Raw genomic sequence first — 22112 nt, forward strand, 5'->3', positions numbered from 1 at the left:
CGGGTGAACATCACCCGACTCGTCACCGCGGCGGACGCGCCTGCCCTGGCCGAGCTGCTCCGCGTCAACCGTGAGTTTCTCGCGCCATGGTGCCCCATCCGCAACGACGACTACCGCACGGCAGACGGCCAGCACGCCGTCATCCAAGCCGATCTCCAGCAGCACGAGCAGGGATCGAAGCTGCCCCACGTCATCCTCGACGACTCCGATCGAGTGATCGGCCGCATCACGCTCAGCGGCATCGTGCACGGCCCGTTCCAGTCATGCGCCATGGGGTACTGGGTGAGCGCCAGCCACAACGGCCGAGGGTTCGCGACCAGGGCAGTGCGCGAGATCGTGCAGGTGGCCTTCGAGGAGTTGGGGTTGCACCGGGTGCAGGCAGAGATCCTGCTGCACAACACCGGATCGCAGCGGGTGCTGGAACGCAACGGGTTCGTGCAGTACGGCATGGCGCCGGAGTACCTCAACATCGCCGGCCGATGGCAGGACCACGCCATGTACCAGGTGGTGAAGCCGTCCTCGGCAACCGGCTGAACGTCATCGCCCCAGCACAGCGCGCTGAAGCCGCGCCTTACGATCACGGTGCCCGGTGTTCGACGGCCCACCGGGTGGTCAGCCGGCCAGCGCTGCCCGCGCCTCGGCCAGCCGCACCGGCTCGTCGTGGGCCGAGACGTACCACTCGACGTCGTCGCTGAGCAGGCCGCGCGCCATCGCCAGGTCGGGCCCGTCCTCCGGGGTGCGCAGGTGGGCCGGGGGCGGATACCAGCAGTCACCGAGCAGCAGCACTCCCGAGTCCGGCACCAGCACCACCGCCGAGTCCGGCGCGTGCCGGCCGCCCACGTGCCGGACCACCACACCGGTGGGCAGGGTCAGCTCGTCGGTGAAGGTCCGGGTCGGCGGGAGCACCGCGAAGCCGTCCCAGGAGTCCACGGCGAGGGCTCGGGCGCGGTAGCTGTGCCCGAGCAGGGGGTTGTCGCGTACCTGCTCGCGGAGGTGGCGGTGGCTCCACGGCCGGGCCGCCTCGGCGCGCAGCGGCGCCACCCCGGCCTCGTGCCCGACGATCTCGACGCCCGGCCAGGCGCAGGCGCCCCAGACGTGGTCCCAGTGGTGGTGGGTGTAGACCAGCCAGCGCGGCTCGGGGAGCCCGGCCGCGGCCAGCCCGGCCTGGATCTCGCGGGCGTGCGCCGGGCTCTGTCCCGCGTCGACGATCACACTTCCGCGCTCGTCGGCGACGACCGCCACGGTCGGCCGCACCGCGTACGGGTCCGGGTCGCCGGGGAACAACCAGACCCGGCCGGCCAGTTGCGTGGGCGCGAGAGCGTCCATGGCGGCAATTCCTCTCGCTCGGCGGGAACCGGTCCACATTCCGCCCGGATCCTATCGAGCCTGGCCCGTCTCGGCCGTCCCCGTCAGCCCGGCCGCAATTCCCCAACGGCGCAGGGAATCCTTGTCGAGCGATGACGCAGTTTGCGCTGCCATCGGCGTCGGTACATTCGCTCGATTCCCTTCCAGTCAGGACGGTCGATCGCCGGCGCGGCCCCGGGCGGGGAGACGGGCCGGGGGTGGGGGCGCGTTGACCCGCGCCGGGAGGCTGTGGCGGCATTCGCGGCCAGACGGCAGTGAAGGAAGTCGGTGTGAATCCGGCGCGGTCCCGCCACTGTCACCGGGGAGCGATCCCCCCTCGTGAGTCACGGCCGTGCGTGCGCGGCTGGAAGACCGGGGGTGAGCGTCGATCCGGGAGCCAGGATACTTCGGCCGTCGGAGAGCCCCAGGGCGTGGACACCCGAGGAGGACCGATGCACGGCCTTTCCGCCGTCGCCGACGACCGTCGCAACCGGCCGGCGCGCACCGACGCGCCGTTGACCGCTCACCCCACCAGGTGTCGACCCGGCCGTGTCGCCGCGTCCACGACCGGTGCCACCGGCGTCGTCGGCCCGGCCGACCTCGGGTACGGCCACTCCGTCCGCCGCTGACGGCCGCTCCGCCGGGGTCCGCACCCGGCCGCGCCTGCCTGCCGACGTGCCGTCGGTGAGCCGCCCGCCCGGCCCGCGTACCCGCTGAACCACGCCCACCCGCTGCCCGCCGCCGGCCCCGCCGCGCCGCCGGGCGTCACGATCCGGAGCTGTCCGTGCGCATCCTGCTGTTCTCCACCGCCGACACCGACCTGCTCGCCGCCCGCGCCAGCGGCGCGGACCACCGGCTTCTGCACGTGCTCGCCGAGGCGCCCACCGGGGAGGCCCGGGTCAACCTGGTCCTCGCCGTGCTCCGCGCCCCGCAGGTGTGGGGCGGGGTCCGCGCCCTGCCCGGGCTGCGCCGGGCCCTCGCCGCTCACGCCGGCCTCGACGAGGCGGCCCTGCTCGCCGCGCCCGGGAAGCGGGTCGCCGTGCCGGCGGCGCTGACCGAGGCCGTCGACGGCCCGGCCGCCACCGCCGCCGACGCCATCGACCTGATCGAGACCCTGGCCCGCCGGTTGGTCCTCGGTATGGAGACCCTCGGCTGGGATCCGTCCAAGGTGGACGCGGTGGTCGAGGAGGTGGTCGGTGCGGCTGTGCCGGACGCCGCCGAGGTGCTGCGGTTCGCCGCCCGCGAGGTGGTGCCCCGGCTGGCGCGGACCACGGACGAGATCGACCAGCGCCACGCGCACTCAGGGTGACGACATCGCGGAGGTGCTGGCGCTTCTCGGTGTCCGTCCGACGGCGAGTCCGCAAGACGCACGGTCCCGCGGCGGTGTTCGTGGTCGGCGGGGTCGTCGACCTGCGCCGCTGATCGGGGGATCGGCCGGCCCGGTTCCGGAGTTCGGGCCGGCCGCCCCCAGGCGGGTGGACGCTCGCTCGCCGTCCACCCGTCGTCGCCCGCCGGTCAGGTGCGGACGTTCGGCAGGTTGATCCCGCAGGTGCGTTCGATGAACTCACCCGCCCGCCGTCCGCTCGCCTCGACCTCCGCGGGCGAGTCCTGCGTGTGCGCGACCGCCGCCGGCTCGTGCGTGTGCTCGGCCGTGCCCGGCTCGTGCGCGTGCGGGTCGGCCATCGAAGCGACCAGCCGTTCCAGGTCCGGGGTCAGGTCCTCCGGTGCCGAGCGGATCATGGCCTGCAGCGCCGCCACTCGCTCGTCGCCGGTCACCCGGGCCTGGTTGGTCAGCCTGAAGGCTTCCGCCTCGGCGCAGAATCGGTCCCGCCCTGACCAGTCCGACGGCAGGTCGGGCCGGGATAGCCACCAGCCGCCGAGGGCGACGGCGACCAGCCCGGCGACGACCCCGCCGACGAGTAGTCGTCGGTCAGACATTGTCGTTGATCGCGTCGATGTCGTGGGTGTCGTAGTACAGCGGCCAGATGTCGTCGCGCATGCACGAGTTGTCGTTGCCGTCGGTGCTGTGGTATCGGTGCTTCAGCGCGCCCGTGTGCCCGAACTCGTGGCAGCCGAGGCTCTTCCAGTACGACACGCCGTAGCCGCTCATCGTTCGGGTGTTGAACTTGACGTCGAAGTGGTCGCACCGGCCGTTCCACCAGTTGGTGTCCGTGCAGGTCTCCTGCCCGTACCAGCTCGCGGTGTACGACTTGTCGTAGACGTGGATGTCCGATCCGCCGACCGAGGTGGTGATGTCGGTGCGGTCGAGCTGCGCGCGGCCGTGCGCCACCGCCGCCTTGCCGTTGGTGGTCAGGTAGTTGGACTCCACGTCCTGGCTGGTGTTGTCCGGCTTGTGGCCGGAGTTTCCGCCGTGGCTGGCCAGGGCCGGTGGCGCGAAGGCCAGCACGGCGGCCAGCGTGGTGCCCAGGATCATCGCCGTACGCTTCATGTCCCACTCTCCTCGATGACCGGCTGGTTCGCCGTCGGGGCCGAGGCGGTCAGCGTGCCGGCGGCCACCGCCGCGCTGGCCTCGGTGACCGTCTGGTTGAACAGGCCGGCCGTCATCCCGCTGATGGATCCGGCCAGCTCGTTCTGCGGGTTGCTCGGCTCCAGCACGCCGTTCGCCTCCAGTGCCCGGCCGTCGGAGCTGGCCAGCAGGAAGGTGTGCGGGTCGCTGACGTCGAGGTCACGACGGAGGAAGAAGTAGCCGCTGTCGCCGACCTCGCTCCACGCCACGTTGTTGGAGAGGTAGCCGCGCCCCTCCTCGTCCCAGCCCTCCTCCTCGAGGGTGATCGTTGGCGGGACCAGCATGTTCTTCGGGTTGTGCAGGACGTCCCACACCGTGATCGTCACGTTGCGCAGCCGGATGTCCCCGCCGACCGCCGCCGGGTCCTCGTCGACGCTGGCGATCCGGCCGGGCTCGACCGCGGACACCGAGCCGTAGACGACCAGGTGCGACGTCGCGGTCATCTGCGCGACGGTGTCGAAGTGGTAGACCTCCTTGCCGAACGCCAGCGACTCCGGGCGCGCGTCGAGGCGGACGCCGGTGTCGGCGTGCCGGACGGCGACCGTGGCCACCAGTCCGGCCAGCGCCACCGCGCCCGCCGCCGCCAGGCCCAGCCGGCGCAGGCCGGGCCGCCTGATTCTGTTCACTCGCCGTACCCCCAATCCGTGGTCACCGGCGCGGCACGGGGCGGCCGCGCCCGTGCCCCGCCGGACGCTCTCGGGCGATCGCCCGGCGGGACGGCACGAGAATCCACTCCCACCAATGCAGCCACCTTGCAGCCGGCTTGCAGTCGGTCCACAGGGGACCGGCATACTGCGGCACCGGGGAGGTGTGTCGATGGAGTTCCGGGTCCTGGGCGCGGTGGAGGTGTGGTCCCACGGCGCCCGCGTGGACGTGGGCGGGCGGCAACCCCGCCTGGTCCTCGCCGCGCTGCTGCTGGAGCCCGGCCGGGTGGTGCCCGTGGACCGGCTGGTCGACCTGGTCTGGGGGCAGTCGCCGCCACGCAGCGCCCGGGGCACCCTCCAGGCGCTGGTCTCCCGGCTGCGGGCCACCTTCCGCCGGCTCGACGCGTCGGTCGAGCTTGTCAGCCGGGGTGGCGGCTACCTCGTCCGGGCCGACCCGGACACGGTGGACGCGCACCGGTTCACCGCGCTGACCGCGCTGGCCCGGAACGCCGACGACGAGGCCGCGGTCGGCCTCCTCGACCGGGCGCTCGGGCTGTGGCGGGGGGAGCCGCTCGCCGACGTGGCCGAGGAGGACGTCCGGCACCGGCTCTGCGCCGGGCTGCACGAGGCCCGGTGGACCGCGGTGGAGGACCGGGCGGCGGCGCTGCTGCGCCTGGGCCGCGCCCGGCAGGTGGTCGGCGAGCTGACCGACCAGGTCGCCCGGCACCCGGACCGGCAGCGGATGGCCGGGCAGCTGATGCTCGCCCTGCACCGGGAGGGCCGGGCCGACCAGGCGCTGGCCACCTACCGGCGGGTCCGCCTCCGGCTCGCCGACGAGCTGGGTCTCGACCCTGCGCCCGAGCTGCGTCGCCTGGAACAGCTCATCCTCCGGGCCGACCCGACGCTGGATCCGCCCGACGGCACCCGGGACCGGGTCCGTCCCGCCCAACTGCCGCACGACGTGCCCGGCTTCACCGGCCGCGCCGCCGACCTGGCCCGGCTGGACGCCACCCTGGACGAACCGTCCGGCGGCATCCGGATCTGGGTGGTCAGCGGTACCGCCGGGGTGGGCAAGACCGCGCTTGCGGTGCGCTGGGCGCACCGGGTCCGCGACGCCTTCCCCGACGGCCAGCTCTTCGTCGACCTGCGGGGCTTCGACGCCGAACGGGAGCCGGTCCTGCCGGCCGCCGCGCTCGCCCAGCTGCTCGGCGGGCTTGGCGTCGACCCGCGGGCCGTGCCCGACGGGCTGGACGCCCGGGCGGCGCTGTTCCGCTCCCGGCTGGCCGGGCGGGACGTGCTGCTGGTGCTGGACAACGCCCGCGACGCCGGCCAGGTGCTGCCGCTGATCCCGGCCGCGGGCACCGTGCTGGTCACCAGCCGGCACCGCCTCGGCGAGCTGGTGGCCCGGGCCGGCGCCCGGCCGCTCCCGCTGGACGTGCTCACCCCGGCCGACTCGGCCCGCCTGCTGGCCACGCTGCTGGGCGACGGGACCGTCCGGGCCGAGGCGGCCGCGGCGGCCCGGCTGGCCCGGCTCTGCGGGCACCTTCCGCTGGCGTTGCGGATCGCCGCGGCGAACCTCCAGGCGGCGGGGGAGCCGGAGATCGCCGGGTTGGCCCGGGAACTCGCCGAGGGCGACCCGCTGGCCGGGCTCACCGTGGACGGCTCCGACGAGTCGGCGGTGACCAAGGCGTTCGCGCTGTCGTACCGGGCGCTGTCGGCGGAGCAGCAACGGATGTTCCGCCGCCTCGGACTGGTGCCCGGGTCGAGCTTTGCCGCCGGGGCGGCGGCCGCCCTCGCCGAGACGCCGCCGGTCATCGCCGAGCGGCTGCTCCGGGCCCTCGCGGCGGCGCACCTGGTGGAACGGCACCCCGGCGGCCGGTACCGCTTCCACGACCTGCTGGGCCGGTACGCGCTGGACCGGCTCACCGGGGAGGAGGACACCGGGCAGCGCGAGCAGGCATGGCAACGCCTCCTCGACCACTGGCTGGCGACCGCGGACGCGGCGGGCCGCCGGCTCATCCCGCACTTCGCCCGGCTGCCCCGCCCCGTGCCGGCGGACCCGTTCGGCACCCCGGAGGCGGCCCTGGCCTGGGTGGACGCCGAGTGGCAGAACCTCACCGTGGCGGTGGAGCAGACCGCCCGGCAGGGTCCCCGCCGCTACGCCTGGCAGCTCGCCGACGCGTTGCGAGCCTGGTTCCACCAGCGGGGGCGGCGCGCGGAGTGGCTGGCGGCGGCGACGGTCGCGCTCGACGCCGCCCGGGCCGAGGACGACCTGCCGGCCCAGGTCGCCATGCACCTGAGCATCGCCCTGGTCCACGTGACCAGCGGCCGGTACGAGGAGGCCCGCCGGCACCTGCGCGACGGGCTGCGGATCGACATCGGCGACGACTGGCCGGAGGGGCGTGCCGGGATGCTCAACAACCTCAGCGCGGTGCACCAGCGGCTCGGCGACCCGCAGGCCGCGATCGACTGCGCGCGCCGCTCGCTGGCGCTCAACCGGCAGCTCGGCAGCGACGGCGGGGAGGCGATGTCGCTGGCCAACCTCGGCTTCGCGTACTGGCAGCTGGGCGCGCTGGCCGAGGCGGAGGAGCACTTCCGGGCGGCGCACGACCGGGGCGCGCGGGCCGGGGCGCGGTACAACGTGGCCGTCCTCCTGGTCGACCTGGCCAGCGTCCGCCGGGACCTCGGCGACCACGCCGTCGCCGAGGAGCTGTACGCGCGCGGCCTGGCCGCCCACCACGACCTCGGCTACCGGTACGGCGAGGCGACCGCGCTCGCCGGCCGGGCGGTGCTCTGGGGCGCGACCGGCCGGGCGGAGCCGGCCCGGCCGGACGCCGAGCGGGCGGTCGCGCTCACCCGGGAGATCGGCGACACCGGCACCGAGGCGTGGGCGCGGGACGCGCTCGCCCGGGTGCTGCTGGCGCTGGGCCGACCGGCCGAGGCGGCCGCGGAGCACCGGCGGGCCCTCGAACTGGCCCGGGAGACCCGGTTCTGCTGGTGCGAGGCGACCTCGCTGGCCGGCCTCGCCGCCGCCGAGCTGGCCGCCGAGGCACCCGACGCCGCCCGGGAGCACGGGCAGGCCGCCGTCGAGTTGGCGGTACGGGCCGGCTACCGGCCGATCGAGCTGCGGGCCGCGCGGGTGCTCGCCCGGGTGGCCGAGGCGGCCGGGGACACGGCGGAGGCGGCCCGGCTCGACGAGCGGGCCGCGCTGCTGGCCAAGGAGACCGGGTACGCCGAGACGCCGGCGGGCTGACCGACGGCTCCAGGTCGCGGCGCGGCGCCAGACGCGCCGAGCTGGAGTTGTCGCAGATCAGCCGGTGACCGCGCGGGCCAGCACGTATCCCAGGGCGGCCGCCCCCAGCCCGGCGACCAGGCTGACCGACACGTTGGCCAGGGCGTGGAACCGGGCGCCCTCCCGGCTCAGCCGCAGCGTCTCGTAACTGAGTGTGGACCAGGTGGTCAGCGCACCGCAGAAACCGGTGCCGACCAGCGCGCTCACCGCCGGGGAAGACGGGATCTCGGCGACCGCGCCGAGCAGCAGTGACCCGGCCACGTTGACGGTCAGCGTCCCCCACGGGAACGGTGAGTCGTGCCGGGCCTGCACCGCCCGGTCGGTGAGGTAGCGCAGCGGAGCGCCGAGCGCGGCCCCGATCACGATCAGCAGGACGGTCACCGGGCCTCCCCATCGCCGGTCCGGGCCAGCAGCCGGCCGGCCACCGCGTCCCCGGTCCAGACCGCCAGGAGCGCCCCGAGCACGGTCGCCGCCAGGTACGCCAGCGCCGTCCCCGGCGCTCCCGCGGCCACCGCCCGCTGCACGTCGACCGCGTACGTGGAGAAGGTGGTGAAGCCGCCGAGCACCCCGACGCCGAGGAACGGTCGGACCAGCGGGCCGGCCGGGCGGGCGGTGATCACCGCCATCAGCACGCCGATCAGCAGGCAGCCGGCGACGTTGATGCCGAAGGTGGCCCACGGGAAGCCGGTAGGCGGGTGCGGGAACACGGACTGGAGGCCGGCCCGGGCCAGCGCGCCGAGCACGCCCCCGGCGGCGATGGCGCCGAGCACCGCCGCCGGGTGGGCGGCCAGCTCGCCCCGGTCGGCGGGTACGTGCAGGTCGACGTCGGGGTCGACGCGGAAGTCGTCGGGTGTGGTCACCGGGCCTCCCCACCAGTCAGGGCATCACTGGCAGGGACCGTTGGCGACGTGACGCGGTTCTCCCGGTGGTGCCCGGGACGGCGGGCCCCACCGCCGGTCTGCGCCGAGGATAACCCGGGGAGACCGGCCCGTCCGCCGCGGTCCGGGTCCGGGCCGGCGTTCCGTCAGGCGACGGTGTCGACCAGTTCGTGGGCGGGCGGGACGTCGGCCGGCGCGCGCCGGGCGCGCCGCTCGGCGAGCAGGAGCACGGCGAGACCGAGCAGGGTGAGCCCGGCGCCGGCCCAGATCGGGGCGGTGAAGCCGAGCCCCGCGCTGATGGTCAGCCCGCCGATCCAGGCGCCGAGCGCGTTGCCGACGTTGAAGGCGGCGATGTTGGCGCCGGAGGCGAGCGTCGGGGCCTGGTGGGCGTACTTCATGATCCGCATCTGCAGCGGCGGCACGGTGGCGAACCCGAACCCGCCCATCAGCACCAGCGAGGCGATCGTCAGGCCCGGGCTGGCGGCGGTCAGGGCGAAGCCGACCAGCACCACGCTGAGCACCGCGAGCACGGTCACCAGGGTCCGGGAGAGCGACGCGTCGGCGGCCCGGCCGCCGACCAGGTTGCCGACGAACAGCCCGACGCCGAAGAGGACCAGCAGCCACGGCACGGTCGCGGTGGCGAAGCCGCTCACCTCGGTCAGCGTGTACGCGATGTAGGTGAAGGCACCGAACATGCCGCCGAAGCCGAGGATGGTGACCACGAGGGAGAACCAGACCTGTGGCCGGGTGAACGCGCGCAGCTCGCCGCGGAGCCCCCCGGTGGGTGCGTCGGCGGTGGCCGCCCCGCGCCCCGGCACCAGCAGCGCCAGCCCGACCAGCGCGACCAGCCCGATGGCGGTGATCGCCCAGAAGGTGGCGCGCCAGCCGAGGTGCTGGCCGAGGAAGGTGCCGAACGGCACGCCGAGCACGTTGGCGATGGTCAGGCCGGCGAACATCATCGCGATGGCGCCCGCTCGGCGGGCCGGCGGGACCAGGCCGGCCGCCACCACCGCGCCGATGCCGAAGAAGGCGCCGTGGCACAGCGCGGCGACGATCCGGCCGGCCAGCATGGTGGCGTAGTCGCCGGCGAGGGCGGAGAGCAGGTTGCCGGCGATGAAGAGCACCATCAGGCCGAGCAGTACGGGCTTGCGGGGCAGCCGGGTGACGGCGGCGGTGAGGGCCACCCCGCCGACGGCGACGCTGAGCGCGTACCCGGAGATCAGCCAGCCGGCGACCGACTCGGTGACCGCGAAGTCCGCGGCGACCTGGGGGAGCAGCCCCATGATCACGAACTCGGTCAGCCCGATGCCGAACGCCCCGATCGCGAGGGCGACCAGGCCGCCGGGGAGGGCGGAGGTGCGCTGAGACATGGCGTACCCGTTTCCAGTCGGTGAGAGATAGCGAGCGCTTGCAACTACCCGCGCGAACAACGAAATAGTTGCACGCGCCTGATATCCGCGCAAGCGTGCTAGCCTGGGAGCCGTCCAGGTCACACCGAGGGGGCGTCATGGGGATCGGCGACGACGCGGTCGAGATCCGCGCACAGGGCTGGCGTACCCTCGCCGCCCTGCACGGCCTGATCGAGACCGCCCTCGAGCGCGCCCTCCAGGCCGAGCACGCCCTCTCCGTCGTCGAGTACACGGTGCTCGACGCGCTGTCCCGGCAGGACGGCTGGCACATGCGGATGCGTCAGCTGGCCCGCGCCGCAGCGCTCTCCGGCAGCGCCACCACCCGCCTGGTCACCCGGCTCGAGGACCGGGGCCTGCTCACCCGGATCCTCTGCGAGGACGACCGGCGCGGCATCTACACCGAGCTGACCCCGGCCGGCTCCGACCTGCTCGCCCGGGCGCGGCCCACCCACGACCGGGTGCTCGCCGAGGCGCTCGCCGAAGCCGAACGGACCCCCGAGCTGGCCCCCCTCGTCGACGCCCTGCACCGGCTTCCCGTCGCCGGCTGACCCCCCGGCCGGACAGGCCTCGGCCCCGGCCGCTGCCCACCCTCCCGACCTGGCACGACGACCGGTACGGGCGTACGGTGTGCGGCATCGCCCGGCGCGAGGCGGCGTCGGGACCGTCGCGCAGGAGGCAACCGTGCAGGACCGCACCCCTCGTCCCGAGGAGCTGGAACCCGTCGAGCGGGTCGGCGTCGACGAGCTGCGGGCCCTGCAACTGGAGCGGCTGCGCTGGTCCCTGCGGCACGCGTACGACAACGTGCCGCACTACCGCCGGGCGTTCGAGGCGGTCGGGGCGCACCCGGACGACCTTCGCGAGCTGGCCGACCTGGCCCGCTTCCCGTTCACCGGCAAGGCCGAGCTGCGGGAGAACTACCCGTTCGGCATGTTCGCCGTGCCCCGGGAGCGCGTCGCCCGGCTGCACGCCTCCTCCGGCACCACCGGCCGGCCCACCGTGGTCGGCTACACCCGGGACGACGTGACCACCTGGGCCCGGCTGATGGCCCGGTCGATCCGCGCCTCCGGCGGCCGCCCCGGCGACCGGGTGCACGTGGCGTACGGCTACGGGCTCTTCACCGGTGGGCTCGGCGCGCACTACGGCGCCGAGGAGCTGGGCTGCACCGTCATCCCCGTCTCCGGCGGCATGACCGAGCGGCAGGTGATGCTGATCCGCGACTTCGAGCCGGACGTCGTCATGGTCACCCCCAGCTACATGCTGGCGATCGTGGACGAGATGGAACGCCAGGGCGTCGACCCGAGGTCCACCTCGCTGCAGGTGGGCATCTTCGGCGCCGAGCCGTGGACCGAGGACATGCGCCGGGAGATGGAGCGGCGCCTCGACATGCACGCGGTGGACATCTACGGCCTGTCCGAGGTGATGGGCCCCGGCGTCGCGGTCGAGTGCGTGGAGACCAAGGACGGCCTGCACCTGTGGGAGGACCACTTCTACCCGGAGATCATCGACCCGGTCACCGGCGACGTGCTGCCCGACGGCGAGCAGGGCGAGCTGGTGCTCACCTCGCTCACCAAGGAGGCGATGCCGGTGGTCCGCTACCGCACCCGCGACCTGACCCGGCTGCTGCCCGGCACCGCCCGGCCGATGCGGCGGATCGAGAAGATCACCGGCCGGACCGACGACATGATGATCGTCCGTGGGGTGAACGTCTTCCCCACCCAGATCGAGGAGCTGATCCTGCGCACGCCGGCGCTGTCCCCGCACTTCCAGTGCGTGCTGGACCGGCAGGGCCGGATGGACACCCTCACCGTGAAGGTGGAACGGCGGGTCGGGGTGGCCGCCGAGGAGGCGGAGCGGGCCGGCGCGGACCTGGTGCAGCAGGTCAAGAACACGATCGGGGTCAGCGTGGCGGTGCAGGTCATCGAGCCGGACGGGGTGGAACGCTCGATGGGCAAGATGCGCCGGATCGTGGACCAGCGGCGGGGTAACTGAGGTGGGGGAGAGCGACGGCCGCACCGCGGCCCACGACATGTTCGACGCCGACGTCGCCTCCAAGGGGCTCGGCATCGAGCTGGTCTCGGCCGGCGACGGCGCGGCGGTGGCCCGGATGCGGGTCACCTCGGCCATGCTCAACGGCCACGCCATCGGCCACGGCGGGTTCGTCTTCCTGCTCGCCGACACCGCGTTCGCGCTGGCCTGCAACAGCCACGGCCCGGCCACCGTGGCCGCCGGCGGCGAGATCAGCTTCCTGCGCCCGGTCCGCGAGGGCGACCTGCTCGAGGCCCGGGCCACCGAGCGGGTCCGCTACGGCCGCAGCGGCATCTACGACGTCACGGTGTGGCGGGACGACGAGGTGGTCGCCGAGTTCCGGGGCCGCAGCCGCACCATCGCCCGCGAGCCCGGCGGCGGCGCGCAGATCTGAGCAGGCGATGCCCCGCTGACCCAGGGCCGGACGCCTGGTCGCCCCGCCGCGTCGTGCGGATTCCGTCGGCGGTCTGGGGCAGGATGGCCGAATGGCGCAGATCCTGCTGTTGCACTCCGTCTACGGGTTGCGGCCCGCCGTGCTGGCCGCCGCCGACCGGTTGCGCGCCGCCGGCCACCAGGTCACCACCCCCGACCTGTACGGGCTGCCCGCCGCCGACACCGTCGAGGCGGGCTTCGCGCTCCTCGAGAAGGTCGGCCGGGACGTGGTCCTCGACCGGGCCCGGGCGGCGGCGCGTGACCTGCCCGCCGAGGCGGTGCTGGCCGGGTTCTCGATGGGGGCCGGGGTGGCCGGGGCGCTGCTCGCCGAGCGGCCCGAGGCGGCGGCGCTGCTCCTGCTGCACGGCACCGGCGGCGCCCCGGAGTCCGTCCGTCCCGGGCTGCCGGTCCAGCTCCATCTCGCCGATCCGGACGAGTACGAGCCGCAGGACGAGGTGGACGAGTGGCGGCGGGCGATGACCGCGGCCGGCGCCGAGGTGTCCGTGCACCGCTATCCGGGCCCGGGCCACCTCTACACCGATCCGGACGTGCCCGACCACGACGCGCTGGCGGCCGCACTGACCTGGGACCGCGTGCTGGCGTTCCTCGCCGACCGCTGAGTCTCCGGCGCGGACATCCGGTCCTCGGCGGATCCGCGCCGCGGAGGGTCCAGGGCCGCGGGCGGCCCGGCCCCCGCACGGCGACGTGGTGACCATCGGCGCCGCGCGGTACGACGTCCCGGGTCGGAGTGGCCCCGTGCCCGCTCCGACCCGGGCGCCGGGCTCAGGCGGCGAGCAGCGGGACGTCGGCGGGACCGCCGGTCCGGGTACGACGCGACGTTGTCCGGGCCGCCGGTTCCCGTCCCGCGATCCCGCGCAGACGTGGCCGCGGCGGCCCGACGGCCGGTGGTCGACCGCCGACCGGTCCGGTCCGCCCGCTGACCGGCGCCGACACCGACGCCCGGGCGTCGCCCGGCGTGCCGCTGGTCGGGCCGGCCGACGGATGCCCGAGCCCGGCCGCCCCGACCAGGCTGTCCGGCACCGGCCACCGCCCACCCGCCCGGCCCGGGCCGACCGGTGACCCGTCGCCCGACCGGTCCACCGGCACCCCCGCACGGTTCACCGGGGCATCGAGCGTCGAGCCCACCGGCCGGTCCGCCACCGCCGGGCTGCCGGCCCGCGCAGCCGCCGGCCGACCCGTCACCACGGGATGGTCCGTCGCGCCGCCGGTGCCGGTACCAGCCACGGTGGGGCGGGCGGCCGAGCCGCCACTGAGGGCGCCCGCCACGGTGGGGCAGGCGGCCGGGCCGCCGGTGCGGGTGACCGCCGCCGCCCGGCCCGCGACCGCGGGGCGTGCGGGGACGTCGGCCGGACGCCGGGCGGGCCTGGCGGGGCGGCCGTCGTTCGACAAGCGGCGGGTGAACTCCGCCCGCAGCGCGCGAGGCAGCCGGTGTCGCGCCACCCGGGCCACCACCGGGTCGGTGACGACGTACCCGTCCGCACCGGTCCGGCGCAGCAGTCCGGCCCCGGCCAGGGCACGCAGCACCGGCGCCGCGCGGCCCGCCGGCCAGTCGAGCAGTCGCTCCACCGTGTCGCTGTCGACGGCCATCCCGTGGTGCGCGCCCGCCATCAGCACCGCCCGCTGGGCCCCGTCCAGCTGGTCCAGCCGCACGTCCACCATGCGACGCACCGGCTCCGGCACGCCGGCCGGCGGGCCGTCGTGGTCGAGCGCCGCCACGTACGCCCGCGCCGCGGCCGGGTTCCCGCCGACCAGAGACAGCAGTTCCCGGGCCAGCGCGGCCGGCCGACCGGCCCGGCCGAGCAGGTGCCGCAGCAGGCGTCCGGTGTCCACGGTGCCCAGTGCGGGCAGCGGCACCCGGCGTCGCCGGCCGGCGGCTCCCGGCAGCAGGTCGGCCCAACCCGGCCCGTGGGTGACCACCACCGCGAGGGGCAGGGCCCGCTCGGTCGCGGTGACGAAGAGCCGGTGCAGGAACCGGTTCAGCGGCGGGGCGGCCCGGTCCAGGTCGTCCACGGCCACCACCACCGGCCCACCGGCTGCCAGGTCGAGGAGGATCTCCCGCCACACCTCGGCCCCGCCGGCCGCCGCCCCCTCCTCCTGCGGTGTCGCCACGAAGTCGGCCAGGGCGTGCGCCGCCGCGGCCCGCCGGGCCGGCGGCAGCAGTCCGTCCAGCGCGGCGGCCAGTCGTCGGCGTACCGTCGCCGCGGGGTCCGTGTCGCGGACCCCGGCGAAGGCGCGGACCATGTCGGCCAGCGGCGCCAGCTCCCCCTGGGGGTACGGCGGGCAGTGCGTCACGCACCAGCGCACCGGTGCACCGTCCACGCTCGACACGGCGCGGGTCAGCTCGTGCAGCAGCCGGCTGCGCCCGCTGCCCGCCGGGCCGGTCAGGGAGACCCAGCGCGGCCGGCGGTCCCGTACCGCCCGGGTGATCTCGTCACCGGCGGTGGCCAGCTCCCGCCGCCGGCCGACCAGCGGGCCGTGGTGGCGGGCCGGCCGGGGCCGGGCCAGCCCGGCGACCCGCCAGACGTCCAGCGGCGACGCCTTGCCGGCGACCGCCATCGCGGCCAGCGGCCGCAGGTCGAGCAGGCCGGCGGTGGTCCGCTGGGTGGCCGCGCAGACCACCACTCCGCCCGGCGGCGCGTACTCCTGGAGGCGGGCGGCGGTGGTGATCACCGCGCCGCTGGCGGTGCCGTGCCCGCCGTTCCGGGTGGCGGCCAGGTCCACCAGGACCTCCCCGGTGGCCACCCCGACCCGGACCCGCAGCCGGATGCCGGCCGGCGCCCGCCGGTCCAACGCGTCCTGGATCTCCAGGCCGGCCCGCACCGCCCGGTACGCGTCGAAGCCGTCCGAGCCGTGCACCCCGAACAGGGCCATCACCGCGTCGCCGATGTACTTCTCCACCACGCCGTTCCACCGGCGCAGCACCCCGGCCACCGTGCCGAAGTACGCCTGCTGCAGCGCCCGGACGTCCTCCGGGTCGAGCCGTTCGACCAGACCGGTCGAGCCGACGATGTCGGCGAACAGGACGGTGACCGTACGTCTCTCCTCCGGCACCGGCCACCGCGTGACGGCATCCTGACACCCCACGGTCGAGGTCACTGGCATCGCACCCACCCTTTCCCCCGGTCCGCTGCCTGACGACCTCCGGAGACTTTCACCACCGGGTTGTCGGGGGATCGGTAGGACGACGTATGTCGACCACCCGCAACCTTTAGTCGCAATGTCGACGCGAGAGGTACCACAAGCGTCCTGAGCCCGTAGAACGGTGCGGGAACCTGTGACTAGGCTGCGTGCCATGGCCACCGATGTGGACACCGCACCGCTCGTCGGCCGTGCCGACACCGTCGCGTCGCTCCGGTCGGCCCTGCTCGACGACGTCGCCCCCGGCAACACCGCGGCGGTCTTCCTCACCGGCGAGAGCGGGGTGGGCAAGAGCCGACTGCTGGCCGAGGTCAGCGAGCGGCTGCGCGACGCGGGCGCGGTGGTGCTGACCGGCTCCTGCCTGGACATCGGCGACGCCTCCCCGCTGCACCCGCTGCGGCAGGCGCTGCGCCGCTGCGACGCCGAGCTGACCGAGGCTCGCACCTCCTCCGCGGTGCGCGGCCTGCTCCAGGTGTTCGACGAGGAGACCCCGGGTCCGGACGGAGCGGGTGCGCTGCTGGAGCGGGTCTCCCGCGGATTGCACCTGGTCGCCGGCGGGCGTCCGCTGGTGCTCGTGCTGGACGACCTGCAGTGGGTCGACCGGAGCACCCGCCAGCTCCTGCTCTACCTGCTGGCCGGGCTCGGCGACCTGCACCTGTCGGTGCTCGCCGCGATCCGCGCCGAGTCGCTGCAGGGCGCCCACCCGCTGCGCCGCGTCCTCACCGAGCTGCGCCGGCTGCGCTCGGTACGGGTGGTCGACCTGGCGCCGCTGGACCGGGCCGGCACCGACGAGCTGGCCGCCGCGATCGTCGGCGCCCCGCTGCCGCCCGAGGCGGCCGACCGGATGTGGCAGCGCAGCGGCGGCAACCCGTTCGTGGTCGAGGAACTCGCCCGCGACCTGCGGGACGGCCGCGACGGCCTCTCCGACACGCTGCGCGAGGTCTTCCTGTCCCGGGTCGACGCGCTGCCGCAGCATGCGCACGCGGTGGTGCACGCCGTCGCCGCCGGCGTCGAACCGGTCGAGCACTGGCTGCTGGCCCAGGTGGTGCGGCTGCCGGAGGAGGAGCTGATCGAGGCGGTCCGGGCGGCGGTGGCGCACCGCCTGCTGGTCGGCGCCGACGACGGCTACCGGCTGCGACACCGGCTGGTGGCCGAGGTGCTGGCGCACGAGCTGCTGCCCGCCGAGCGCGCCGTGCTGCACCGGCGCTACGCCGAGGGGCTGACCTCGGCCACCGGGGAGCTGCACCAGGCGCGGCTGGCCCACCACTGGCGGCTGGCCGGCGAGCCGGGCCGGGCGCTGCCCGCCGCCATGGCCGCCGCCCGCGAGGCCGAGCGGCTGCACGGGTACGCCGAGGCGCACCGGCACTGGTCGGTGGCGTTGCAGCTGGCCGCCCCGGCGGCGGGCCCGACCGACGCCGAGCGGCCCGCGCCGGCGGGGGTGGGCCGCGCCGAGCTGCTGACGCACGCGGCGGAGACGGCGCACCACTGCGGCGAGCACGCCCGGGCGCTGGACCTGCTGGAGGAGTTGGCTCGACACCCGGCCGGGCCGCCGACCTGCGCCCTGCACATCCGGCGGGCCCGTTACCTGGCCGCCGCCGGCCGGTCCGCGCCGGCCGAGGCGGAGTACCGGCGCGCGCTGGAGGCGGCCGACTGCACGCCCCGGGAGCAGGCCACCGCCGCCGCCCACCTGGCCGAGCTGCTGCTGCACCTGGGCCGGTACGCCGAGGCCGGTGCGCAGGCCCGGGAGGCGCTCCAGCTCGCCGCGGCGGTGGACGGCTCCACCTCCGAGGTGGTGCTGGCCAGCGCCGCGCTCGGCTACAGCGAGGCGTACCTGGAGGACCCGGAGGCCGGGCTGGCCGTGATGCGGCGGGCCCTGCAGACCGCCGAGCGGTCCGGCCGGCCGGAGGACGTGGCGTGCGCGTACCTGCACCTGGCGGAGTTGCTGACCGGGCCGCTGAACATCCTCGAGGAGGGGGTGGTCGTGGCCCGCCGGGGCGCCGAGCGGGTCGCTGAGCTGGGGCTGGGCCGCACCTGGGAGACCCGGCTGCTGGCCATCGCCACGAACGGGTTGTTCCGGGTCGGGCAGTGGGCCGAGGCGGAGAAGGTGGTCGCCGCCGCGCTGCGGCACCGCCCGTCCGGCGCCGACGCGGTGGAATTGCTGCTCGCCCGCTGCCGGCTCTCCGTCGGGTACGGCGACATCGAGGCCTCCGACCGGGACCTGGAGGCGGTGGCCACCGTGCTCGCCGGCGGCGGCGCCCGGCACGTGCTGCCCATGCTCATCCTGCGCGCCGGGCTGGCCATGTGGCAGGGCCGGCACGACCTGGCCCGGCAGGCCGTCCAGCGGGGCCTGACCGAGAGCCGCTCCGACGACGTGATCGTGCTCGCCACCCTGGCCTGGCACGGGCTGCGCGCCGAGGCGGAGGCGTCCGCCAGCCGGACGGTCGAGGTGGACCCGACGGCGGTGCGCCGGCTGCGCGAGGTGGTGGACCGGGTGGCCCGCAAGAGCGAGAAGGCCGGCGCGCCGGTGCGTTACGTCGCGGACGGGTTCCTGGCGCTCTGCGATGCCGAGATCAGCCGGCTCGACGACGGCCGCGGCGACCCGGAGCTGTGGGGCCGCTCGGCGGCCGAGTGGGACCGCCGCAACCACCCGTACCCGGCGGCGTACTCGCGGCTGCGGCAGGCCGAGGCGCTGCTGGGCCGGCGCAGCCGGGTGGCGACCGCCGGCAAGCTGCTGCGGCAGGCGCACCAGATGGCGCAGGCGCTGGGCGCGGTGCCGCTGAGCTCGGAGATCCGCGGCCTGGCCGGGCGGGCCAGGGTGACGTTGGCGGAGCCTCCGGCAGCGGAGACCCGGACCGTGCCCCGGCCGCGGACCGCCCCGCCGGCCGCCCTCCCGGCGGTGGACGAGCTGACCGCGCTCACCGCCCGGGAACGCGAGGTGCTCGCCGCCGTGGCCGAGGGACTGACCAACAAGGAGATCGGTCAGCGGCTGTTCATCAGCGAGCGGACCATCGGGGTGCACGTGTCGCACATCTTCGACAAGCTCCAGGTCCGCACCCGGGTGCAGGCGAGCGCGATCCACCTGCGCAACCGCCCGGAGTAGCGGTAGGTAGCCGCCGCCGAATACGTCGTTCTACTGATCCGTCCGGTGGGCGGCGGCTGGCAGGCTGTCCGAGGTCGATGGGGCGCTGCGGGGCGCTGGCCACAGTGGAGGAGAGATGACCGAACCGGTCTGGGGTCCTGTGCACCAGGACATCGTCGGGCTGCTCGCCGACCACCCCGCGGACGTGCCGGCGGTCGTCGACCACCTCACCAAGCTGCAGGACCTGCTGGTCCGGCTGCCTCCGCTGGAGGAGAGCTGCCCCCTGGCGGACTTCAACAAGCTCTACCTGGTCATCACGAGCACCGTCCTCGACGGCCTGTACGACGACCGGTTCGTCGACCCGGTCTTCCTCGCGCGGCTGGACGTGGAGTTCGCCGCCCGCTACTTCGACGCGTTGCGGTACTGGACCGAATCGAGCCCGAGCACCCCGAAGGCATGGTCCTGCCTGTTCAAGCGGATGCGCGGCCCGGACGCCCGCCCGCTGCCGTCGGCGGCCGCCGGGGTGAACGCCCACATCAACTACGACCTGCCATTCGCGCTGGTCACCACGTTGGAGAGTCTGGAGTCCGAGCCGGTCGACGGCAGCGACCAGCACCGCGACTACCTGGAGATCAACGAGATCTTCGCCGAGCGGATCCCGGAGCTGCGCCGGGGCTACCTGGACCACTGGCAGCTGATGATCGACATGGTCAACGGCGACATCGACGACTGGTACCAGGGCGAGCTGGTGGAGTACACCCGGAACGTGGCCTGGCGCAACGCGCAGAAGATCTGGCGCTGCCGGCACGACCCGGAGGCCCGCGAGTGTGAGCGGACGCGGCTGGACGACAACGCCGCGCTGCTCGGCCGGCTGCTGCTGTCGCCTCTCGGGGCGTTCCTCCAGTAGCCGCGACGGGGGGTCCCCGCGTTCCGTCGGTCGGCGGAACGCGGGGACGTCGTCGGTGCCGCCCCGGGTGCGAGGATAGGCCCGTGGAACAGGCGCTGACCGGCAACGTCACCACCGGCGTCGTGCGGGTCGGCGACACGGTCCGGCGGCCGGTCGGCCCGTGGACGGACGCCGTCGACGCCCTACTCACCCACCTGCACGAGGTCGGCTTCCCCGGCGCGCCCCGACCGCTCGGCCGGGACGACCGGGGCCGCCAGGTGCTGGAGTACGTCCCGGGGGAGCTCGGCGACCCGGCCGGCACGTACTCCCCGGGGGAGCTGGCGTCGATCGGCGCGTTCCTGGCCGACCTGCACCGCGCGACGGCCGACTTCGTGCCCCCGCCGTCGGCGGTGTGGCAGCGGGTCATCCCGCCCGACGGCGAGGCGCTGATCTGCCACCACGACGTCGCGCCGTGGAACCTGGTCCGGTCGTCCCGTGGCTGGGTGCTGATCGACTGGGACGGCGCCGGCCCGGGCACCCGGGGTTGGGAGTTGGCGTACGCGGCACAGAGCATGGCCGGGATGCGCCCCGACCGGCCGCTCGCGGAGTCGGCCGCCCGGCTGCGCGCCTTCGTCGACGGCTACGGCCTGCCCGCCGCGGACCGGCCGGCGCTGGCCGCGCTGCTCGGCCACCGGGCCCGGGCCATGTCCGACCTGCTGCGGCGGGGCGCCCGGGACGGGGTGCAGCCGTGGGCGCGGATCCACGCCGAGGACGGGGCCTACTGGCTGGCCACCGCCGAGCTGCTGGACGCGCATGTGGGCCGGTGGTCGGCCGCGCTGGCCTGACGCCTCAGCCGCGCCGGGACCGGCTCCGGTACGCCGCCGCGGCGGCCCGGTTGTTGCACAGTTCGCAGCAGTACCGCTGCCGGCCTGCTCGGGTGCGGTCGAGGTAGGGCGCCCGGCAGGGGTCGGCCGCGCAGACCCCGAACCGGTCCGCCCCGCCGGTCGCGGCGGCCCGCGCGAGCGCCCCGGTGGCCAGGGCGGCGAACGGCCCGACCGGGCCGGGCCGGGGCAGCGGGGTGAGCCGCAGCGTGCCGTCCGGGGTGGACTCGACCGTCGTGCCCGCGCTGACCTCGGCCAGCACCTCGTTGAGGGTGGCCACCCGGGCGGCCGGGTCGGGAGCGGCGAAGACCTGGTAGAGCCGTTCCCGCAGGTCCCGGAGCCGGGGCAGGTCCGGCTCGCCGAGCGGGTCGGTGACCTCGGCGAGGCCGAGCTCCCGACCGGCGGCCCGGATCCGGGCCACGGAGAGCTGGTCGATCGGGTCCTGGAGCACCCAGTAGCTGTGCAGCAGCGCGACGGCCAGCCGCAGCGCGGGCTCCAGGGGTGGCACCGCGCTCATCCGCGTCCGCTCCGCCGTCCGGTTTCCGACACGCCCGCCGTCCCTCCGCCCTTGACCGATCGCCGCCCGCCATCCTAGCGTCATCAGTTGTTAAACGCGTTTAAAAACTTATGGAGGTGTTGTGGTGCGACGACTGCCCGTGCTCGTGTCCGCGGCGGTGCTGCTGGTCACCGGCGCGCTCGTCGGCGCCGGCGGGGCGAAGGCGGAGACACCCGCCGGGCCCGCGCCGGCCGCCGAGGGACGCGGGGACGCCGTGCTGGTCCGGGACATCGAGATCCCGGTGCCCGGACAGCCGGCCGTCCGGGCGTACCTGGTGCGGCCGCAGCGGTCCGGCGCCGGGCTGCCCGGCGTGCTGGACCTGCACTGGTTCGAGCCGGGCCGGGCCAGCCAGGACCGCACCGAGTTCCTCGCCGAGGCGACCGCGCTGGCCGGGCGCGGGGTGGTCTCGGTGCTGCCCCAGCTCACCTTCCCGTGGGCGGGCGACCCGGTCGGCGACGCCCGGGACCGGGCCACGGTGACCGCCCAGCTCGACGCCGTGCGGCAGGCGTACCGGCGGCTGCTCGCCGAGCCCGGGGTCGACCGGACCCGCACCGCGGTGGTCGGCCACGACTACGGCGCGATGTACGCCGCCGACCTCGCCGCGGGGGAGCCCGGGCTGCGCACGGCGGTGCTCCTCGCGCCGGACGCCACCTGGGCGAACTGGTTCGACCAGTACTGGCTGCAACTGCCGGCGGGGGAGCAGGCGGCGTACCGGGCGGTCTTCGCCGGGCTGGACCCGGTGGACCTGGTGGGGCAGCTCGGCGCCGGGGCGTACCTCCAGTTCGCCGGCGCGGACCGGTTCGTCGGCCCGGAGACCCGCGCCGCCTTCGCCGCCGCGGCGCCGCAGGCGCGGGTGTCGCTCTACCCGCGCGAGGAGCACGACCTCGGCGCGACCAGCGCCCGCGACGACCGGGTCGCCTGGCTGGCCGACCGCCTGGGCCTGGGTGGATGACCCGAAGGGGAGGGGACCGGCCGGCCCGGGGGGTGCCGGCCGGTCCCG

General features: G+C 75.6%; 20 protein-coding genes, 1 pseudogene and 1 riboswitch. Of the genes and pseudogenes, 12 read left to right on the top strand and 9 right to left on the bottom strand.

Annotated elements, in window-relative coordinates; translation table 11 throughout:
- The first annotated feature begins 3 nt into the window (after window positions 1–3).
- On the top strand, window positions 4–534 hold the full coding sequence (locus ACFYOS_RS06020; RefSeq protein WP_387136291.1) for a GNAT family N-acetyltransferase: 531 nt from the start codon (window positions 4–6) through the stop codon (window positions 532–534).
- Between the two features lie 78 nt (window positions 535–612).
- On the opposite strand, the gene ACFYOS_RS06025 is transcribed toward ACFYOS_RS06020, so the two are convergent.
- Window positions 613–1326: an MBL fold metallo-hydrolase gene (locus ACFYOS_RS06025; protein WP_387136292.1), complete on the bottom strand. Its 714-nt coding sequence runs from the start codon at window positions 1324–1326 to the stop codon at window positions 613–615.
- 296 nt (window positions 1327–1622) lie between these two features.
- Window positions 1623–1752, top strand: a riboswitch (cobalamin riboswitch).
- A 44-nt stretch (window positions 1753–1796) separates the two neighbouring features.
- Between ACFYOS_RS06025 and ACFYOS_RS06030 the strand changes: the two genes are divergently transcribed.
- Together ACFYOS_RS06030 and ACFYOS_RS06035 are read left to right on the top strand one after the other, a co-directional pair.
- Window positions 1797–1973 carry a hypothetical protein gene (locus tag ACFYOS_RS06030; RefSeq protein ID WP_387136293.1) on the top strand — a complete coding sequence of 59 codons (177 nt, stop codon included), beginning with the start codon at window positions 1797–1799 and terminating at the stop codon, window positions 1971–1973.
- 230 nt (window positions 1974–2203) lie between these two features.
- Window positions 2204–2626: pseudogene (locus tag ACFYOS_RS06035) on the top strand (cobaltochelatase subunit CobN); the annotation flags it as partial.
- Between the two features lie 233 nt (window positions 2627–2859).
- On the opposite strand, the gene ACFYOS_RS06040 reads toward ACFYOS_RS06035, so the two are convergent.
- Genes ACFYOS_RS06040 through ACFYOS_RS06050 form a run of 3 tightly spaced genes read right to left on the bottom strand, consistent with a single transcriptional unit; the run spans window position 2860 to window position 4497 of the window.
- A complete protein-coding gene (locus ACFYOS_RS06040; protein WP_387136294.1) occupies window positions 2860–3282 on the bottom strand; it encodes a hypothetical protein in 423 nt (140 codons plus the stop codon).
- On the bottom strand, window positions 3275–3793 hold the full coding sequence (locus tag ACFYOS_RS06045; protein WP_387136295.1) for a hypothetical protein: 519 nt from the start codon (window positions 3791–3793) through the stop codon (window positions 3275–3277). Before ACFYOS_RS06045 ends, ACFYOS_RS06040 begins: the two co-directional genes overlap by 8 nt.
- Window positions 3790–4497 (bottom strand): hypothetical protein, encoded by a 708-nt coding sequence (locus tag ACFYOS_RS06050; RefSeq protein WP_387136296.1) that lies wholly within the window; start codon window positions 4495–4497, stop codon window positions 3790–3792. The genes ACFYOS_RS06045 and ACFYOS_RS06050 overlap by 4 nt, the downstream gene beginning before the upstream one ends.
- A 190-nt stretch (window positions 4498–4687) precedes the next feature.
- Between ACFYOS_RS06050 and ACFYOS_RS06055 the strand changes: the two genes are divergently transcribed.
- Window positions 4688–7768, top strand: a complete 3081-nt coding sequence (locus tag ACFYOS_RS06055) for a BTAD domain-containing putative transcriptional regulator (RefSeq protein WP_387136297.1) — start codon at window positions 4688–4690, stop codon at window positions 7766–7768.
- A gap of 57 nt (window positions 7769–7825) precedes the next feature.
- Here the strand turns inward: ACFYOS_RS06055 and crcB are convergent, their stop codons facing one another.
- The 3 genes from crcB to ACFYOS_RS06070 form a co-directional block, all read right to left on the bottom strand.
- Window positions 7826–8188, bottom strand: coding sequence for a fluoride efflux transporter CrcB (gene crcB, locus ACFYOS_RS06060; protein WP_387136298.1), 363 nt, complete (start codon window positions 8186–8188; stop codon window positions 7826–7828).
- The gene (locus ACFYOS_RS06065; protein ID WP_387136299.1) at window positions 8185–8667 is read right to left on the bottom strand and encodes a CrcB family protein; all 483 of its coding nucleotides are present in this window, start codon (window positions 8665–8667) and stop codon (window positions 8185–8187) included. Before ACFYOS_RS06065 ends, crcB begins: the two co-directional genes overlap by 4 nt.
- A 164-nt stretch (window positions 8668–8831) precedes the next feature.
- Complete coding sequence (locus tag ACFYOS_RS06070) at window positions 8832–10055, bottom strand: MFS transporter (RefSeq protein ID WP_387136300.1); 1224 nt, start codon at window positions 10053–10055, stop codon at window positions 8832–8834.
- A 137-nt stretch (window positions 10056–10192) separates the two neighbouring features.
- Here ACFYOS_RS06070 and ACFYOS_RS06075 point away from each other — a divergent pair, with 137 nt between their 5' ends.
- The 4 genes from ACFYOS_RS06075 (at window position 10193) to ACFYOS_RS06090 (ending at window position 13171) form a co-directional block, all read left to right on the top strand.
- Complete coding sequence (locus tag ACFYOS_RS06075; RefSeq protein WP_387136301.1) at window positions 10193–10642, top strand: MarR family winged helix-turn-helix transcriptional regulator; 450 nt, start codon at window positions 10193–10195, stop codon at window positions 10640–10642.
- Window positions 10643–10775: 133 nt separating this feature from the next.
- A complete protein-coding gene (gene paaK / locus ACFYOS_RS06080) occupies window positions 10776–12083 on the top strand; it encodes a phenylacetate--CoA ligase PaaK (RefSeq protein WP_387136302.1) in 1308 nt (435 codons plus the stop codon).
- Window positions 12084–12120: 37 nt separating this feature from the next.
- Window positions 12121–12513, top strand: coding sequence for a hydroxyphenylacetyl-CoA thioesterase PaaI (gene paaI, locus ACFYOS_RS06085; protein ID WP_387136359.1), 393 nt, complete (start codon window positions 12121–12123; stop codon window positions 12511–12513).
- A gap of 91 nt (window positions 12514–12604) precedes the next feature.
- On the top strand, window positions 12605–13171 hold the full coding sequence (locus ACFYOS_RS06090; RefSeq protein ID WP_387136303.1) for a dienelactone hydrolase family protein: 567 nt from the start codon (window positions 12605–12607) through the stop codon (window positions 13169–13171).
- Window positions 13172–13334: 163 nt separating this feature from the next.
- Here ACFYOS_RS06090 and ACFYOS_RS06095 read toward each other — a convergent pair whose 3' ends face one another.
- A complete protein-coding gene (locus ACFYOS_RS06095; RefSeq protein WP_387136304.1) occupies window positions 13335–15623 on the bottom strand; it encodes an adenylate/guanylate cyclase domain-containing protein in 2289 nt (762 codons plus the stop codon).
- Window positions 15624–15864: 241 nt separating this feature from the next.
- On the opposite strand from ACFYOS_RS06095, the gene ACFYOS_RS06100 reads away from it, so the two are divergent.
- From ACFYOS_RS06100 to ACFYOS_RS06110, 3 genes are all read left to right on the top strand, one after another.
- Window positions 15865–18810, top strand: a complete 2946-nt coding sequence (locus tag ACFYOS_RS06100) for a helix-turn-helix transcriptional regulator (protein ID WP_387136305.1) — start codon at window positions 15865–15867, stop codon at window positions 18808–18810.
- A gap of 115 nt (window positions 18811–18925) precedes the next feature.
- Entirely contained in the window at window positions 18926–19696 is a 771-nt protein-coding gene (locus ACFYOS_RS06105; protein ID WP_387136306.1) for a DUF5995 family protein, read from the top strand.
- 83 nt (window positions 19697–19779) lie between these two features.
- Complete coding sequence (locus tag ACFYOS_RS06110; protein ID WP_387136307.1) at window positions 19780–20520, top strand: phosphotransferase enzyme family protein; 741 nt, start codon at window positions 19780–19782, stop codon at window positions 20518–20520.
- 4 nt (window positions 20521–20524) lie between these two features.
- Here ACFYOS_RS06110 and ACFYOS_RS06115 read toward each other — a convergent pair whose 3' ends face one another.
- Window positions 20525–21073: a CGNR zinc finger domain-containing protein gene (locus ACFYOS_RS06115; protein ID WP_387136308.1), complete on the bottom strand. Its 549-nt coding sequence runs from the start codon at window positions 21071–21073 to the stop codon at window positions 20525–20527.
- Window positions 21074–21197: 124 nt separating this feature from the next.
- Between ACFYOS_RS06115 and ACFYOS_RS06120 the strand changes: the two genes are divergently transcribed.
- Window positions 21198–22064, top strand: a complete 867-nt coding sequence (locus ACFYOS_RS06120) for an alpha/beta hydrolase family protein (RefSeq protein ID WP_387136309.1) — start codon at window positions 21198–21200, stop codon at window positions 22062–22064.
- Window positions 22065–22112 lie beyond the last annotated feature (48 nt).

It is taken from the genome of Micromonospora sp. NPDC005806, assembly GCF_042871425.1.
Classification (GTDB): Bacteria; Actinomycetota; Actinomycetes; order Mycobacteriales; family Micromonosporaceae; genus Micromonospora.

What these genes read in the sequence shown, in the direction of transcription:
- ACFYOS_RS06105 (WP_387136306.1), top strand. Translation starts at nt 18,926, where the DNA reads ATGACCGAACCGGTCTGGGGTCCTGTGCACCAGGACATCGTCGGGCTG.
- paaI (WP_387136359.1), top strand. Translation starts at nt 12,121, where the DNA reads ATGTTCGACGCCGACGTCGCCTCCAAGGGGCTCGGCATCGAGCTGGTC.
- ACFYOS_RS06055 (WP_387136297.1), top strand. Translation starts at nt 4,688, where the DNA reads ATGGAGTTCCGGGTCCTGGGCGCGGTGGAGGTGTGGTCCCACGGCGCC.
- ACFYOS_RS06030 (WP_387136293.1), top strand. Translation starts at nt 1,797, where the DNA reads ATGCACGGCCTTTCCGCCGTCGCCGACGACCGTCGCAACCGGCCGGCG.
- ACFYOS_RS06075 (WP_387136301.1), top strand. Translation starts at nt 10,193, where the DNA reads ATGGGGATCGGCGACGACGCGGTCGAGATCCGCGCACAGGGCTGGCGT.
- ACFYOS_RS06115 (WP_387136308.1), bottom strand. Translation starts at nt 21,073, where the DNA reads ATGAGCGCGGTGCCACCCCTGGAGCCCGCGCTGCGGCTGGCCGTCGCG.
- ACFYOS_RS06090 (WP_387136303.1), top strand. Translation starts at nt 12,605, where the DNA reads ATGGCGCAGATCCTGCTGTTGCACTCCGTCTACGGGTTGCGGCCCGCC.
- ACFYOS_RS06070 (WP_387136300.1), bottom strand. Translation starts at nt 10,055, where the DNA reads ATGTCTCAGCGCACCTCCGCCCTCCCCGGCGGCCTGGTCGCCCTCGCG.
- ACFYOS_RS06100 (WP_387136305.1), top strand. Translation starts at nt 15,865, where the DNA reads ATGGCCACCGATGTGGACACCGCACCGCTCGTCGGCCGTGCCGACACC.
- ACFYOS_RS06025 (WP_387136292.1), bottom strand. Translation starts at nt 1,326, where the DNA reads ATGGACGCTCTCGCGCCCACGCAACTGGCCGGCCGGGTCTGGTTGTTC.
- ACFYOS_RS06040 (WP_387136294.1), bottom strand. Translation starts at nt 3,282, where the DNA reads ATGTCTGACCGACGACTACTCGTCGGCGGGGTCGTCGCCGGGCTGGTC.
- ACFYOS_RS06045 (WP_387136295.1), bottom strand. Translation starts at nt 3,793, where the DNA reads ATGAAGCGTACGGCGATGATCCTGGGCACCACGCTGGCCGCCGTGCTG.